Origin of the sequence: Idiomarina sp. (assembly GCF_019431395.1) — a bacterium.
Taxonomy (GTDB): Bacteria; Pseudomonadota; Gammaproteobacteria; order Enterobacterales; family Alteromonadaceae; genus Idiomarina.
This window is the reverse complement of the sequence record NZ_CP080268.1, coordinates 2,682,816-2,698,736: the sequence shown is the minus strand read 5'-3', so window position 1 is coordinate 2,698,736 and position 15,921 is coordinate 2,682,816. Positions and strand designations below refer to the sequence as shown.

12 protein-coding genes are annotated in these 15,921 nt (G+C 49.9%); all 12 read right to left on the bottom strand.

Annotation, left to right across the window (positions count from 1 at the left end; genetic code table 11):
* Positions 1–8: 8 nt before the first annotated feature.
* Positions 9–848, bottom strand: coding sequence for a carbon-nitrogen hydrolase family protein (locus tag KZ771_RS13045; protein ID WP_133539788.1), 840 nt, complete (start codon positions 846–848; stop codon positions 9–11).
* Entirely contained in the window at positions 808–4,689 is a 3,882-nt protein-coding gene (locus KZ771_RS13040; RefSeq protein WP_290653868.1) for a YhdP family protein, read from the bottom strand. The genes KZ771_RS13045 and KZ771_RS13040 overlap by 41 nt, the downstream gene beginning before the upstream one ends.
* Positions 4,690–4,694: 5 nt before the next feature.
* On the bottom strand, positions 4,695–6,161 hold the full coding sequence (gene rng / locus KZ771_RS13035) for a ribonuclease G (RefSeq protein WP_290653867.1): 1,467 nt from the start codon (positions 6,159–6,161) through the stop codon (positions 4,695–4,697).
* Complete coding sequence (locus KZ771_RS13030) at positions 6,158–6,769, bottom strand: Maf family protein (RefSeq protein WP_290653866.1); 612 nt, start codon at positions 6,767–6,769, stop codon at positions 6,158–6,160. The genes rng and KZ771_RS13030 overlap by 4 nt, the downstream gene beginning before the upstream one ends.
* Entirely contained in the window at positions 6,770–7,249 is a 480-nt protein-coding gene (gene mreD, locus KZ771_RS13025) for a rod shape-determining protein MreD (RefSeq protein WP_133539796.1), read from the bottom strand.
* On the bottom strand, positions 7,242–8,102 hold the full coding sequence (gene mreC, locus KZ771_RS13020) for a rod shape-determining protein MreC (protein WP_290570803.1): 861 nt from the start codon (positions 8,100–8,102) through the stop codon (positions 7,242–7,244). The genes mreD and mreC overlap by 8 nt, the downstream gene beginning before the upstream one ends.
* Positions 8,103–8,132: 30 nt before the next feature.
* A complete protein-coding gene (locus KZ771_RS13015) occupies positions 8,133–9,176 on the bottom strand; it encodes a rod shape-determining protein (protein ID WP_133539800.1) in 1,044 nt (347 codons plus the stop codon).
* A gap of 62 nt (positions 9,177–9,238) precedes the next feature.
* The gene (locus KZ771_RS13010; protein WP_290653865.1) at positions 9,239–11,110 is read right to left on the bottom strand and encodes an SUMF1/EgtB/PvdO family nonheme iron enzyme; all 1,872 of its coding nucleotides are present in this window, start codon (positions 11,108–11,110) and stop codon (positions 9,239–9,241) included.
* A 191-nt stretch (positions 11,111–11,301) separates the two neighbouring features.
* Positions 11,302–14,136 (bottom strand): polymer-forming cytoskeletal protein, encoded by a 2,835-nt coding sequence (locus KZ771_RS13005; RefSeq protein WP_290653864.1) that lies wholly within the window; start codon positions 14,134–14,136, stop codon positions 11,302–11,304.
* Positions 14,133–14,561, bottom strand: a complete 429-nt coding sequence (locus KZ771_RS13000; RefSeq protein ID WP_290653863.1) for a Type II secretory pathway component — start codon at positions 14,559–14,561, stop codon at positions 14,133–14,135. Before KZ771_RS13000 ends, KZ771_RS13005 begins: the two co-directional genes overlap by 4 nt.
* Complete coding sequence (locus KZ771_RS12995) at positions 14,551–15,360, bottom strand: type II secretion system protein (protein ID WP_290653862.1); 810 nt, start codon at positions 15,358–15,360, stop codon at positions 14,551–14,553. The genes KZ771_RS13000 and KZ771_RS12995 overlap by 11 nt, the downstream gene beginning before the upstream one ends.
* Positions 15,360–15,908 carry a prepilin-type N-terminal cleavage/methylation domain-containing protein gene (locus tag KZ771_RS12990; RefSeq protein ID WP_290653861.1) on the bottom strand — a complete coding sequence of 183 codons (549 nt, stop codon included), beginning with the start codon at positions 15,906–15,908 and terminating at the stop codon, positions 15,360–15,362. Before KZ771_RS12990 ends, KZ771_RS12995 begins: the two co-directional genes overlap by 1 nt.
* Between the last annotated feature and the right edge of the window lie 13 nt (positions 15,909–15,921).

Genomic DNA, 15,921 nt, shown 5'->3' with positions numbered 1-15,921 from the left:
CCTCTTTGTTACTTCTTTAGCGAAACATCGATACGGCTTTGTTCCGCAACGGGCATCTGTTGCCGAATTTGGGTTACCGCGTCGCCGTTATAGTCAGCACTTATCACTCCCTCGCCATCTGCTTGTTCGGCAATGATCTCACCCCAGGCATTAACGATAATTGAATGGCCATAAGTGCGACGACCATTCTCATGTTCTCCGACCTGACCGGGAGCCACCATATAAACCTGCTGCTCGATAGCCCGCGAGCGAACTAATGTGTGCCAGTGCGCACGCCCGGTGACTTGGGTGAACGCGGACGGTAACACGATGATCTCAGCACCAGCCTGGCGCAACGCTTTAAATAATTCAGGAAAGCGCACATCATAACATACCGCCAAGCCCACCACAGCAAAGCCACAATCGATGGTTACAATCGAATTGCCCGGCTGGGTCCATTTAGACTCGCGGTACTGCTTTGTGTTGTCTGCAACATCGACATCAAATAAATGAATCTTGTCGTAACGGCCTAAACGCTCACCGTCGGGTCCGTATGCCAGACAGGCTGCAGCAAAGCGCTTGCCCTCATCAGCACCACTGCCTTGCAGGGGGATAGTCCCGGCAATCAAGGTAATTTGATGCTTTTTCGCGATAGCAGCCAATCGCTCCTGCACAGGGCCTTGTCCATCCGGTTCCGCCATCGCTAATTGCGCTTTGTCACCGGCACCAAAACAACTAAATGCCTCAGGTAAAACGACCAACTGAGGCCGGTTTTTAGGTAAGTCAGCCGCAAGTGCTTCTACTTTTGCCAGATTTTGCTCCGGCGTTTTAAGGCTGGTTAGCTGGATTGCCGTTAGAACGGGATGCATCGTTGCCCTCCTCAAGCTGCTGGCTTTGCGGCTCTGATTCTAGTTGCGGAATATCAACTGGTCGACTATCACGCTCAACCTCTGTTACCTGTGGGTTATCGATAGTACCAGTGACTTGATAACGCAACTGTGAAATAACTTCTGCGTCCTGTAACACCTTATCAATCAACAAGGCGGCAAGTCCACTGGGCGGGTTAACCATCCACGCCAGTATCACCGGCAAACTTGAGGTCACTTTTGGTGCATAGGTTAAATGATAATCTAATGCGTTGGTTACCAGGTTAGTAGTGCCGGTAATCTCCATGTTCCCGGCAGAGCCCAGTAGTTGGGTATCGTTGGTGGTTGCAATGCCATTAGCTAGCTGCACGCTCCCGCTGAGCTCGGTATAAAACATGCCTTGCGAAAAGATGTCACGAAAATCGAGGGTTAGCTTGCGTAAAATGCCATCTAGGCTCAATAGCGAAAATAATCGCGCACCGCCGTCACTTACCTCGGCGAGGTAGCCTTGCCCTAGTTGCCACTGCATAGAGCCGCCCAAGCTGGTAAAGTCAACTTGATGCGGATGGCCCTGCCAATTTAAGCCAAACTCAAGCGTTGCGGAACTGTCTCGTATGGCCGTTTCTAAACCGTATTCACGCAGCAGATCACCAAAATCTTCACTTTGTAAGTTACCACTGATTTGCGTTACCGGGTTACCGTCAGCAACCAGCCAATAACCGGACGCCTGTAAGCTTGAATTATTGCTTTGGGTGGAAAACTTAGATAATTCAATACCACCGTTTATGGGCCGTACTTCTGCATTAAGATCAACAAAACTTTTATCATCAAGTTTACAGGTTTTGCAGTTAATATCGATTGCCGGCAGTCGTTTAACCCATTGCCACTGAGCTTCTTTTTCGCGCAAATTATTAGTCGAATTCACGCCCAGCGACGATGATAACTGGATAAAGTCGGCATTTACCACGATGGGCTGTTGCAGAAAATCTTCGGGTATCGCTACATCTAATGCCAAATCGTTGGCAAAGACACGGCCAAACCACTGCTGATTACTCGGCCAGACCTCTAACTCGGCATCGACAAATGTTTGCCCGGCCCAGTTTAATTGCGGCGTGCTTGCAAGAATGTAGTCAGGTGTAAACGACGGCCCTGAATTTGTCGACTCACCATTCTGATTCTGCTGTAAGAAATAAACTAGATCATACCACTCACCGACATTGAGCTGCGGTAACTGGGCGGATATCACAAATGCATCACTGCGTTGCGCAAGTTTGGCTTTTTGTTGAGTGGGTTCCTTGCCTATGACTAACTGCGCAGATTGCCATTGCTTACTACCCGGCTGCCAACGGCTGTTCCAGCTTAAACGATCGGCGACGTTAGCATTTAGCCGCAGCTGCTGATCATTGCCGCTCAAATTAATCCCTAATTGCCAGTTTTCGCCAAACTCTTTAGCCAATGGCTGCGGCAAATTTGACTGTAGGCCGGTTAAATCATATTGCGAACGCCATTGCGACTCGATGGTATCCCCCAGTGTCAGTTGCAATTGACCACTGCCATTGACCGCACCGTAAAAATATTTTTGCCAGCCCTGGCTGGGTAATGCATCCAATAAAGGCTCAACTTGCCAGTCGAGCGACGTATCTACGGTAAGTAAGTAGTCACTGTCACCGCTACTGCCGACGACTTCAGTGGTAATCGGCATGCCATACCATTCCAGCACGAGTTCTTCGCTTTGCACTTGTGCATTATGAATGACCAGTTCACCTTCTCGGGCCCTGAATGTCTGATCTATCGCCGCCACATAAAACGATTGGTCGGTTAGGTCAGTGTTAACCCTGACATCGACTTCACGCGAACCATCAAATGGGATATCTAAACTAAATTGACCAGCAACACGGCTTCGGGGTTGCACCTGGCGTAAGGTTTCAGCCACGGATGTTAACGGAGAAGCAGCAAAAACAGGCTCTATACTAGCAGCAGGCCCGCTCACCGAACTGGTTAACTGCAGCCCGGTAGACGCGTTGGTTAGTTCCGGGATGCTGGCGGATACTTCATCGATCTGAACATCCATAAGCTTGCCGCCATCGGTGAACATAAACAAACCCGCTTGATAAAAGTCGAGTCGAATCGGTGTCTGCTGCAATGCCGGCCACTCTGGCCGGAAGCGATAGTCTAACCCAGCAAAATCTACTCGAGCATTAAACACGCCATTCATATCTGCATCAGGAAACTCGTTGACTGGTCCCCGCCAAACCGCTTCCAGTCCGGCAATGACGCCTCCCTGAAGGGCCTCGGTTAAATAATTCTTTACGCCCCGCCCCATAACAGAAGGTAACAGTTGTCGTGCCGTAGCAACCGAGAACTCAGCCTGGCTGCTTACCTTTAACTCGATCTGTGGTGCCTCATTGGTGGCTAAATCACTCCCACCACCAAGCAATCGTCCGGATAGCGCCAGCGGCATGTCCGCATAGGTGATTTGTCCTTGTTGCAGACTCGTCTGCCACTGTTCGCCCTGTCGTTGCCAGTGACCATTTAATCGCAGATCATCAAAATCCCAGGGCTGCTCCGCTAATGCCGTGTTTTCTAACTGCAATGAGTCAGCGGCAACTAACCAAGTACCGAATTGCGCATTTTTCCCTTGTATAGTTAACGAAAGCGGTGAAAAGGCCGCGCTGCCGTCCTCATTCGACTTTGCTAAATCATCACTGTGAACCTGCCAATATGCATCACCTACGGCATCGCGCTGCAGCCACACATCCATGCTGCCGGCAAGCCCTGCCAGCGAAGTACTTAAACTGTCGTCTTGCAACGGCAAGGCGCTCAATAGTTTCGGTATGGGTAGCTTTTTAGCACTCAGTTGCTGCAAATTCGGCTGACTTTGCCAGCTAATTAGTGGCAAGTTGATTGGCTGTTGATTAATCTCTACGGTCAACGGTTTTACATTTAACAGCCAGCCCTGCTGTTGTGGTTCGATAGCAACAGTACCTTTGGCAATATGTAAGGCAATATCGCGCTCGTTTACTCTAGCCGTCACCTGATTATCACGCAGTTGCAACAAGCCACTGGAGATATCTCCGTCCACCAGCGTCAGCCAACTGGTAAAGTTGACATTCGACTGGGTAATATCGACTCGGGTTAGTTGTTGCTCCAGCCAGGGACTGATATCGATCTGCCGTGAATCGACATAGATCTGTCCATCCACTGTACTAAGTTGGTTACCTTCCAGCTGGATAATAAAATCGAGGCTATTGCGGGTAAAATCACGCACCCTAAACTGACCGACGCCCTGATGTCGATTCCCCTGGTTCAGCCAGGATAATTTTTCGATAACTACTGAGCGGCGATTACCCGCCAGGTTGATGACATTAAGTTCGCTGTCAGTTAACGAAAACCTCTCCAGCTGTTGCAAAAACAGGTTCTCAAAGCGTGTGAAGCTGACGGGTTGGTCGCTATCAGACTGCAGTGAGCGTAAATCGATAGCAATAGTTGCCTGGTTAAGAATAAACTCCTGAGCCACCAACTGCCGTTGCAGCAACGACTGCCAGAAGTCCAGTACCACCGATATCTCATCGACCTGGAATTGTACCGGCGCATCCTCGCCGGATTTTAGCGTTACGCCGGTTACATCAAGTGCGGGCCCCTGACGGTGCCATGACATAGCAAGGGTTTCTATCTCAATGGGCTGTTGCAGACGTTGTTCTAACTCTGCCTCTACTTGCGCGGAAACATCGGGAATATGCGGCAATGCGTAGCGCATTACACTCATTAAAACCGCCGCCAGCACTAATAAAAGGGCTAGCGACAACCACAATTTATTTAACAGCCACAGCAACCCTTTACTCATTGACACTACATCATCACCACATCAAATTGCTCTTGGTTATAGAGCGTTTCGGTTTGTATGGTTATTTGACGCGAAACAAACAGTTCAAGTTCAGCCAGAGCGTGAGATTCTTCGTTTAGCAGGGCCTCTCTGACGGCAGCAGATGCGTACACCACAAATTTATCCGCCTCGTACGCCTTATGCACACGGACGATTTCGCGCATAATTTCGTAGCAAACTGTTTCCACTGTTTTCATCGAGCCACGTCCCCGGCAAACCGGGCACTCACCACACAGCACGTGTTCCAGACTTTCGCGTGTGCGCTTGCGTGTCATTTCGACCAGGCCCAGGGTGGTAAAGCCATTAATGGAAGTTTTTGCGCGATCTTTGGCCAACGCCTGTTCCAGACTGTGCAGGACACGCCGTTTGTGTTCGTCATTTTGCATATCGATAAAATCGATAATAATGATGCCACCGAGGTTGCGCAGCCTGAGTTGCCGGGCAATGGCCTGAGTTGCTTCGATATTGGTATTAAAGATGGTTTCCTCGAGATTACGATGACCCACGAATGCACCCGTGTTAATGTCGATGGTCGTCATCGCCTCGGTTTGATCAATAATTAACGAGCCACCGGACTTGAGATCGACGCGTCGATCCAGCGCTCGTTGAATTTCGTTCTCGATATCAAACAAATCAAAGATTGGTCGATCACCGGTGTAATACTCCAGCACCGGCCCAAGTTCAGGAATAAAATCGTCAGTAAAGGTTTTTAACTGTTCCAGCGTCGTCCGTGAATCAACTCGAATGCGCTCAATTTCTTCGCCAACGAAATCACGTAATACCCGACAGCATAAATTCAGGTCTTCGTATAACACCCCGACCTTACGCTGACTCTTTTTGCGTTTTTTTATTTGCTGCCACAGCCGCGTTAAAAACTCTGCGTCGCCTTTTAAGGCGCCTTCCTCAGTGCCCTCCGCTGCTGTGCGAACAATGAAGTAACCATCTTCAGTACTTAAGCTTTCCGCCAGCTGCTTCAAGCGCTCGCGCTCTTCACTATCATCAATACGTTGCGACACACCGACGTGTGAGCTTTGTGGCATAAATACCAGATAACGAGAGGGCAAGGTGATATCCGTGGTCAGCCGCGCACCCTTAGTGCCTAACGGATCTTTAACCACTTGCACCATAATATGCTGACCCTGATGCACCAGCGAGGTAATATTCGGCTCGGGTCGTTCGTGACGCTCAATGGTGTCACCGTCGATACTGGTAACAATATCAGAGGCGTGCAGGAATGCAGCTTTGTCTAATCCAATATCAACAAATGCCGCCTGCATGCCCGGTAAAACGCGTGATATTTTACCCATGTAAATATTACCTACCAGGCCACGCTTTACCTGCCGCTCGATGTGCACTTCCTGCAAAATACCGTTTTCGACCAAAACCACGCGGCTCTCGGTTGGCGTTACGTTCATTAATACTTCAACACTCATCGTAAACTCTCCAGCCACTGGCGACCCTGTTGAATCAGTTGCCCAGTCTCATACAACGGCAACCCCACTACGGCAGTATAGCTACCACTTATCGAACGAACAAAACGCGCTGCGCCGCCCTGTATTGCATAGCCACCGGCTTTGTCAGCGGGTTCCCCGGTAGCCCAATAATCTTGCATTTGTTGTGCGGTAATCTCACCCATAGTGACATCCGTAACCAGCTCCAGCACCTGCTGCCAGCGCTTACCATTATCAGCAATAGCCACGACCGCCACCGCCGTTCTCACCTGATGAGTTCCGTTAGCAAGCTGTGTCAGCATCTGCGTAAAATGCAGCTGGTCACGGGGCTTTTCCATCACTTGCCCCTGACAGTCAATGAGGGTGTCACTGCCAATGATTAAGGCAGGCCCCTCAATCGTTTCTGCCACAGCCAGCGCTTTATCCAATGCCAGTCGTTTAACGTAGTCCGACGGTGTTTCCTGCGCTTGCTGTTGCTCCTCGATGGTCGAGGGAATTACCTGAAAGTCGTTGTGTAATTGTTTTAGTAGCTCAGCCCTGCGCGGCGACGCAGACGCCAGTATCAGCCTGGGGGCAATTGCATGCGTCATTTAAGCCACCCCGAAATTACGTCTGATTTTGCGTAATAACGGAAACAGCCACAGCCAGAATAACGCGGAAGTCAACGCCGGCCAAAAATAACTGCCGGTAAATTCAGCATCGTGAATAAAGACATTAGCCTGAAATACAATCATGCGCTTAAGCAGGATAAGAAAAGCAATCAGTAGTGCCTGTTGCGGCAATGAGAAGTTCCTGAAACGCTGAAAATGTCGCGCTGCAAAGTAGGTTACGACCACCATACCCAGCGCATGAACACCAAGTACAGAACCCAGTAAAATGTCACTGAGAATACCCAATACCAGCGCCGTGCCCATGTTCACGCGATGAGGTAGCGCCAATACCCAATACAACAATACCAGGGTTACCCAGTCGGGCCGAAACGTATCAAACGCAGTTGGCATCGGCATGATCATCAACACCAGTGCGACCAGGTACGTCAGGATTAGCGTTAACGTGCCATGCTTAACCATCTGACGGCTCCTCGTAAATCGGCTGTTGCTGATCGTTACTGCGCCACAATAACAGCACATTGCGCACGCGGTCTAAAGGCGAAATCGGGTCAGCCTGTACTTGCGCAAAGGGTAACGACTCATCTCGCACAATCTCACTGATAGTAGCAACCGGATAGCCTTCGGGATAAACACCTCCTAACCCTGAAGAAACTAACAAGTCACCCTCTTTTAGCGTGGTACTGTGAGGAACAAACATTAATTGGAGCCTTCCGATATCGCCGGTACCCTGCGCTAATACACGTGTATCATTGCGCTCTGAGCGCAATGGAATGGCATGGCTTTGGTCTGAAATCAGCAACACACGGGCGGTATTACTCCCGACATCCTGAACCTGGCCGATGATACCCCGGTCATCCAGCACCGCCTGACCTTCATAAACGCCGTTTAGGGTCCCCTTATTGATCACCAGTTGTTGGCTAAACGGTTCTGATGCTACCGCTATCACCTCAGCAACCATGCGCCGATTAGGAATACGCTGCTCCGAGCCTAACAGCTCACGTAACCGTTTGTTTTCGTTGGAGATAAATTGAAATTGCTGTAACTGCCCCTGCAACTCAAGCAACTGCTGTTTGAGTTGCGCATTTTCTTCGCTCAGGGCTTCCTGGCTTTTTACACTTTCGGAGAAGTTATCCAGAATTTGCTCAGGCAAAATGGCTAAATACTGAACCGGCGTCACCAACGAGTTTAGAAACAAACGAACCGGCTGCATCGCTTGCAGGCGATGGTCAATGAAGATCAATAAAAACGAACAGGCTAGTGCAAGCACTAGCCTGGATAATAGTGATGGGCCGCGAACGAATAAGGTTTTCATTTTGGCGCTAGGTCACCTCGCGGTTGCGTTTTACTCGTAACTAAAAAGGTCACCGCCGTGCATATCGATCATTTCTAATGCTTTACCGCCACCGCGTGCAACACAGGTCAGTGGATCATCAGCAATAATGACCGGAATACCGGTTTCTTCCATCAGCAAGCGGTCCAGATCTTTAAGTAACGCGCCACCACCGGTTAACACCATGCCGCGTTCTGAAATGTCCGAGGCCAGCTCCGGCGGCGATTGTTCAAGCGCTACCATAACCGCACTGACGATACCCATTAACGGCTCTTGCAGCGCTTCCAGTATTTCGTTGCTGTTTAAGGTAAACGAACGTGGCACGCCTTCGGCAAGGTTACGGCCGCGTACTTCAATCTCTTTTAGCTCTTCACCCGGGAAGGCTGAGCCAATTTCATGTTTGATACGCTCTGCGGTAGCATCGCCAATCAGGGCGCCAAAGTTACGACGTACGTAATTGATAATGGCTTCATCAAATTTATCACCACCGATGCGTACCGAAGACGAGTAAACGACACCGTTTAACGAGATAATGGCAACTTCGGTGGTGCCCCCACCAATATCAACCACCATCGAGCCAGTCGCTTCAGAAACCGGTAAGCCTGCACCAATAGCTGCTGCCATAGGTTCGTCGATTAGGTAAACCTCACGTGCTCCTGCACCAAGCGCAGATTCGCGAATTGCCCGACGCTCGACTTGGGTCGAACCGCAAGGCACACAAACCAACACACGCGGACTCGGGCGGAAGTAATGGCTATCGTGAACTTGTTTGATAAAAAATTGCAGCATTTTTTCGCAGACATAAAAGTCTGCGATAACACCGTCTTTCATTGGCCTAATGGCTTTTATATTACCCGGTGTACGCCCCAACATTTGCTTTGCGGCAGCACCCACAGCGGCGATCGCTTTGGGCCCACCCGAGCGCTCCTGACGGATCGCAACGACTGAAGGCTCGTTCAGAACGATGCCTTCGTCTTTTACGTAAATAAGTGTGTTGGCGGTACCTAAATCGATCGATAGGTCATTCGAAAAAATGCCGCGAATTTTCTTAAACATGAAGCGGTAAATCCCTACTTAAAAAGCTAAAAACTGCAATAAATGATAGCACGAGTTAGTACTTACTGCGCCCTTACTACACGAAACCCAATATAATTAGAGCTGAAGTCGGCAGGAAGTTCCATCCGCGTCGACACCCGCGCTAAACTCGGTGCAAAATTCCATGCGCCGCCACGAACCACTGAGCTCTGTTCTGAGGTTGTCCATTCCCAGACGTTACCCACGGTATCAAACAAACCCCAGGGATTACGCTGAAAGCTACCAACTGGCGCGGTACGTTGATTTGACCAGTCCGAGCCACAATTGCGGCAATTGGCTTTACCAAAGCCTACGTCATTACCCCACCAGAAATCAGTTTCGGTACCGGCACGAGCCGCGTATTCCCACTGTGCTTCGGTAGGCAAGTTATAATCAAAGCCACTTTTTTGTGTTAACCACTGCGTATAAGCTTGGGCATCATTAAGGCTTACACAGACAACAGGAGAGGTCTCACTCTGCGAAAACCCTGGGTTACGCCAGTTCAGGCTATCATTGAATTTTGGCATGCCGTTTTGTAACACAGCGCAACTGCCGTTCTTTTCTGCTTCGGTCACATAAGCCGTGTCATTAACAAATTTACGAAAGTCAGTGACCGTGATTTCAGTATCGGTAATACCGTATGGACGAGCAATAGACTCGGTCGTCGCCGGCCGTTCATTGGCCATACCGTTACCGGTCAGGTCGCCCATTTTAAAATTGCCCGATGGCATAACCACCAACTCAGGCCCGCGCACATCGCGGAATAGAATATCCTGAATTTTCTCGCCGCGAGTAAATGAATACTCTGACTTTTCCAACTCCGCACGAATCACCTGTGCGTCTTTAAGGTTAAGCGTTTGGTTAAAGGCTGTGTAACCATATTTGATAACTTCGACTTCGTGCTCGCCACCGGGCAGCATAACCTCGATCGGCGTAGAACCGTAGCTTACGCCATCGATCATCACTTCATCATCATAAACGTTAGAGCGAATCGATAGTGGATGCATCACCGAGCTGTCGACCGGTTCATCAGCAGCCGGCTCATTAGACGCGGTACGCTTTACTGCACAATAGCGGACATCAATATCTAATAAGGTACAGGCCTGCGACTGAGGCAGCTGACCACGCAGTTCGACGCCCATTTTAACGCCATAATTACCTTGTCCACTAAAACCATCGCTTACAGTCTTTGAGCCCAGAATTTGTACATTGGGGCTAACGCGCTCAAGGTTGGTGCGGGCTAACTCTGACTCAGATAAATCAGCTAACGTCTGGTCGAGGTATTGTTTTGATGCTTTTTGCTTAGCCAGTAACTTGCCACGAGTTTCACATTGGCTGAGAGTTTCTTCGCGGTCACAAACGATCGACTGGCTAACTTCCAGCTCGCCGGTGCGATTAAATTCTTCCTGCAGCCGATCCACACGTGCTACGTTACGCTGATCTTTGAAGGTCTCGATTTCGTTTAACAGGCTGTGTTTACTAACCCGCGCCTCTTCCACTTCCCGACTCTTTGCACTAACCAGCTGAACCTGCGTTTTTATATCTTCTTTATTCTGCTGATGTGCCATGACCGCTTCTTTGTAAGCTTCCTGAGCGCCGGCAATATCGATGGACGGATCATCAACTAACTGTTGATAGCGGTTATTCATTTCTTCCAGCGCAACCTGGCGCTGCTGCTCGAGCTCACGGTTTCGCTCGCGCAAAGATTGAAGCTGTTCTCTTAGCTGCTGTTCTTCTCGCTGCAAGGTCGCCACAGTGTCAGAAAAGTTGTCATACTCTGTCTGCAATGTCGCAATTTGGTTTGATATTTCTTCGACAGACATCTGCGTCGCGTCTGACTCCTGCTGAGCCAATGCTGTCGAGGCGAATGTCAAAGTAGAGGCCATTATCACGGCCAGTCGAGCCAATCGCATCATGTTCCCATTCCAAGCTTGAAAATAACTCAGCGGCAGTTAGCTGTTGCTGCGTCCGCGCTATTGTTATTGTAGTTTTATTGAACGTTCGTCAACGTCGCGCATTTGTAATTACACCGCTTTATGCTATGTGCTTGTCAACGAAAGCGCAAGAGGCAATATCGTCGAAATGACGACAAAATGACGGTTTAACGTCACTGAAAGACTTCCTGCCAGTAAATTTGACGATCGGAACCACGGTAAATGCCAAAGGTGCCGCTGGCTGTGGGGTTATCGTCGTAACTACCATCCTCATTCCAGTCATATTGCAGATAAAGCAACTCGTTAGCCGTTAAATCAAGCAACAACTCAAATTCAAAGGTACCTGACAATTCGTCCGGCTGCGTCCAGCCCAATTGCTCCGTTAACAGCTCGTTAGCATCAAACAGTTGTCCAGCACTAACGGTTTGTTCGACATCGTTGGCTGCAGGTACACGAACCGCCGGCAGATCAGTGCTACTGACCGCGTCCGACAATTGTTGCGACACCAGTGTTGTACAGGTGTCCTGTTCATTCACGACGAAACGCCCGGGCTGGCTGTCTTCAGGGTCATTATCAAAATAGTATTCCGTGCGGGCGAAAACAGGTAACTGCTCGGCTTCGCTGCCAAAGGTGTTTTCCAGCACCATACGACCGTAGTATAGCCCGATCGAATCAATTGCCGCGGAACCCGCAACGCCGGCGAATACACTGTTTTCTATTTTGGTCAGATAACGGGCATTGTTACTGTTATCGCGCTCGCCATCGTCAATTTGCCAGGCCAGCGTGTATTCGGGATAGTGGCCGTCAGGACTGCCATCGGCTTGGCGGGTTATCGTAATGACGGGTTCTGTAGCCGAGCCTCCCGGCGAATCCAGCCACTCACTCATACCATTCTGCCAGTCGAGATAGCCGCTGAAATCAGCTAGACGCCCTAACTGCTGCGCAGTCCCTGTGTCACTGGTGGAAAATGAATAGAATTCAGGTAAACCGTTAGCAAAACCACCATAATAATTCTGTGTCCAGGTACCATCTGAATTCACCGCCATTAACTGCACCGTGAATGTCTGCTGCTGACCCATATAATAAAATGTGCCTGTGTCGCAGGCGCCAAATAACTCACCATTGGTTTGCACGAATTGATCAGGAATAAAGCGACCGATGGGCTGGCTGGTTCGGTTAGGAATAGTGCCGGCACCAAGGTAGTCATTATCAAGCAAGCCTGCTTCAAGGTTAATAACCCCAACCTCACTAAAAGTTACCTGATTGCCAACGACGTCTATATTGCCAGTATTTGCGGTATTTGAGCCGTCATTAGCAGGCGCCAGCAAATTATGCGATTTTACTTCCAGTCCCTCGGCAGTGGACTCCGCACCAAAGCTCGGGGCGGAGCTTCCATCTTGATTAATTGCCGCTAATGTTACCGTAAAGGGTTCGCCTGCTTTTTCGAATACAGTATCTTCAGCATAAGTGCCAGCGCTACCCGCAGTATTTGGGTCGATACCGCCGCTTATCCCAAAGCCAATGCCATAGGGTTTTACCACAAACGCCTGACTAGTGCCTGCAAGTGTATTGCCGGTATCGCCCTGTGCGTTGGCATTTAAACGAATACGCCCGACATCAGGGTAATTAACAGCAATAGAGGAACTACCGTTAACAAAAGTCACGTCAACCGCGGTAGTAGAATTGACGGACGTACCTTCAATTGCGATCGGTTCTGAGCACAGCGTCGGATCTTCACAGGTTAAACTGAAATTTACCGATTTATTGGTATTAAACGCAGCAACGCAAGCTCCCGTATTGGTATCCGTCCTAATCGCTTCCAGGCCAAGCGTAAAATCAGAACCGGAGAGTTGAGTTTGCTCACCACTAAAGCGCAGCGCCGTGTCTACAGCCGTCACCTGACTGGATGGCGAAAATTGTGTGTTATTGGTGGTGGTTACGTCCACCAGGTTACTCAGTGACAGGGTATAAGTGCCGGGTGTGGTCAGGTCAAAATTCACGGTTGTTGTAGCTGTGCTAGTAAAGCTTGCCGTTGCTGTCTGGTTCCCCAAATTTACGTCAGCACTCGCAGAGTCCAACGCGATGGGCGTACAACCGGCATCTGCACAGGCGGTAACGGTAACCGGGAATGACTCGCAAGTGAGCGCTGTACCAGAGTGAGATAATAAAAAGGAATGAATTTCTGTACCACCGCCGCCCGGTTCACAGGCACTGGTATTCTCGTCGATATTGTCGGTATTACAGGTCAAGTCAACGTCGATAGTGCCCCCACCACAACTATTAGTTTCGGTGCAGGGCGCGTTAACATAGCCGCCTTCGATGGTGCCTGAGTTATCCAGGTTACCGTTGACATTAACGTTGCCGGTTATGGTTCCTTCGTTAACTAAGTCTCCCTCAGCGTATACATTGCCAGTGACAGTAGTCTGGTTTCCGTTAAAGGTGATATCGTTCGCGGAGACATCACCGACAATTGTGCCGTTATTACCGACACTCAGATCCCCTTCAACGTCTATATTACCCTCGATCGTACTATTGTTCCCGATGGTTACATTACCACCAACCGTCAAACCACCATTTACGGCTGTGTTATTACCTGCGGTAATACTCCCATCAATAATCAGGTTTGCATTAATGATATTATTACTGTTACCACTTCCATCCAGTACGAGGTCACCGTCAATTTCAATAGTTAGATCGCTCTGGTTTCCCGTCGCATTGATATCTGCCCCACCCAGCTCTAAATCGCTACCGACTCCGGTTATCCTCAAGACCACCGGTGTCTGCGATAACTCTACAGTTAACTTATTAATGTCCAGATCAACAGTAAAATCACAGGTAACGACTGATGTTGAAACCGAGTTAATAACCTCTGTATCTAGCGTACACCCCTGGAAAGGACCAGTTCCTCCATTTTCTGCCGCATCCGGAAGATAAAGAATATCTTGCTTCGCAGCTAACACCGGATATTGAAACAACGTCAAACTGATCGCGATTAACAGCCACCTCATAACCCGGTCACCTCTATTGACAGACTGCGTGAGGCTTGCGAGCCACCAGCACTGCATACGCCATTAGCCTGCAACTGAAAGTAGACGTCACCTCTAAAGGATACGTCGTTGCACTGTATGACTGCGGTACACTGAGCTAAGCCCGGATCTTGCGCAGCAGAAAAGGTTATCGGGTTGGCAAGCGTGAGGTCATCACAATCACTAATCGCATCAAAACTCGGCTGTCCCAATGGAAAAACCTCCATCATCGCAATATTCAAACCCGTTTGTGCGGCATTATAGGCGCGGGCGCCCAGCACTTCTGTTACCACCGAATCAGAACTGCTTACGGTCAGTCGCGACAGGGTTGCTACTAACAGCCCCAGTACGACGATAACAAAAATGGCAACCACTAACGCGCTGCCTGATTGGTTCTTAAGGCGCATTGGCGATATTGACCTCGTAGTTAAAGAACAGCGGTTCGGTGCTGTTACTAACAAACTCCAAGTATAAAATAACGGTACTGGTACGCTGCAAATTGGCAGCATTGACGGCAAAGGGCAAGGCACCGCTGTTACTGTTATTAAGCCGTTCAGCCATTAAGACGCCGCCGCTCAGGCCATTGCCCGGGGTGGGTTGAGTTGCCAGCCAGCCATAGTTGGCGTAGCGCCATAACTGATTGCTCTGCAGGCAGTAGCTGACGGGCGTTTTTCCAATGTAGACCCGTCGTTGCGGAGAGTTGCCCTGGATGTTGCCGCTATAGGTTAACTCGGTTACGAAGTCGGCATCCGGGCTTTGCCCTGCGTCAAGGGTTACATAGCGCTCGGCTGTAGCGCTATAGATCTGCGGTGTTTGCGTAGCATAGATAAAGGCGCGGTCGCTGGCCAGCGTTTGCCAGCCCTGACTAAAACTGATTAAGGTGAGTGTATTGCCGCCGGGGCCGCGCCGATAGCGTCCGGCCGCCCGGGTAGGAGTGAACTCCACACACTGCAGCGCACTCGCGCCCGGCGTAATGGTCCGCACGCTGTTGGGCACGGCCTGTTTTAGTTCACGGCTCAAACGCTCCACGGCAAAACGACCTTGCTCCAGAGTTTGCAAGCGCTCACTTCCCTGCGCAAACATCTCCGCGCCAATACCCACGAAGCGAAATGTGAACGTCGCTACAATGCCCAGTAGTACGATCACGATAACCAGTTCAACTAAGGTAAACCCCTTGGCTGACTGTTTTGAATGAGCAACAGCCATCACCAGTTACCCCGCCAGCTATTGAAGATAATTGGGCTTTGGTTAGGTGCTGACACTGCTACTTGTATCCGCTTAAGCTCGGTTTCTTGGGCACTAGCGTCGGTTGCAGTCACCTCCACTTGGATCGTATATCCACGATAAACACCGGTAAGCGCCTGATTCTGCGAGTTGGTAATCTGATCACCGGATAATGACAAACAATGATAGTCATCGACGTCGTCAAAATCTTCACGGGAGGCTTCTTCGGCATTAGGAAATACAGTGGCGCAGGTGCTGACCAGGGTCGTACAAGCAGGGCCTCCGGTATCACCGCAGCGCAGGCCGGCACTGCCGGTCGGGGAGTTTTCATCAAAACGACGGGCGTTAATTTCGTTAAGCATACTTTGCGCTAACTCGGTAGCGCGCACTTGATGCCAGGGGTCTGTGGTTTGCTGAAAAAGCGGACCCATACCTGCCGTTACCACCAGGGTTACTATGGCAATAACGGTAATGCCAATAACGACTTCGATCAGGGTAAAACCTTGCTCGTGGGGTTGTCGTTTTAGCATGGTTTAGCTCGTT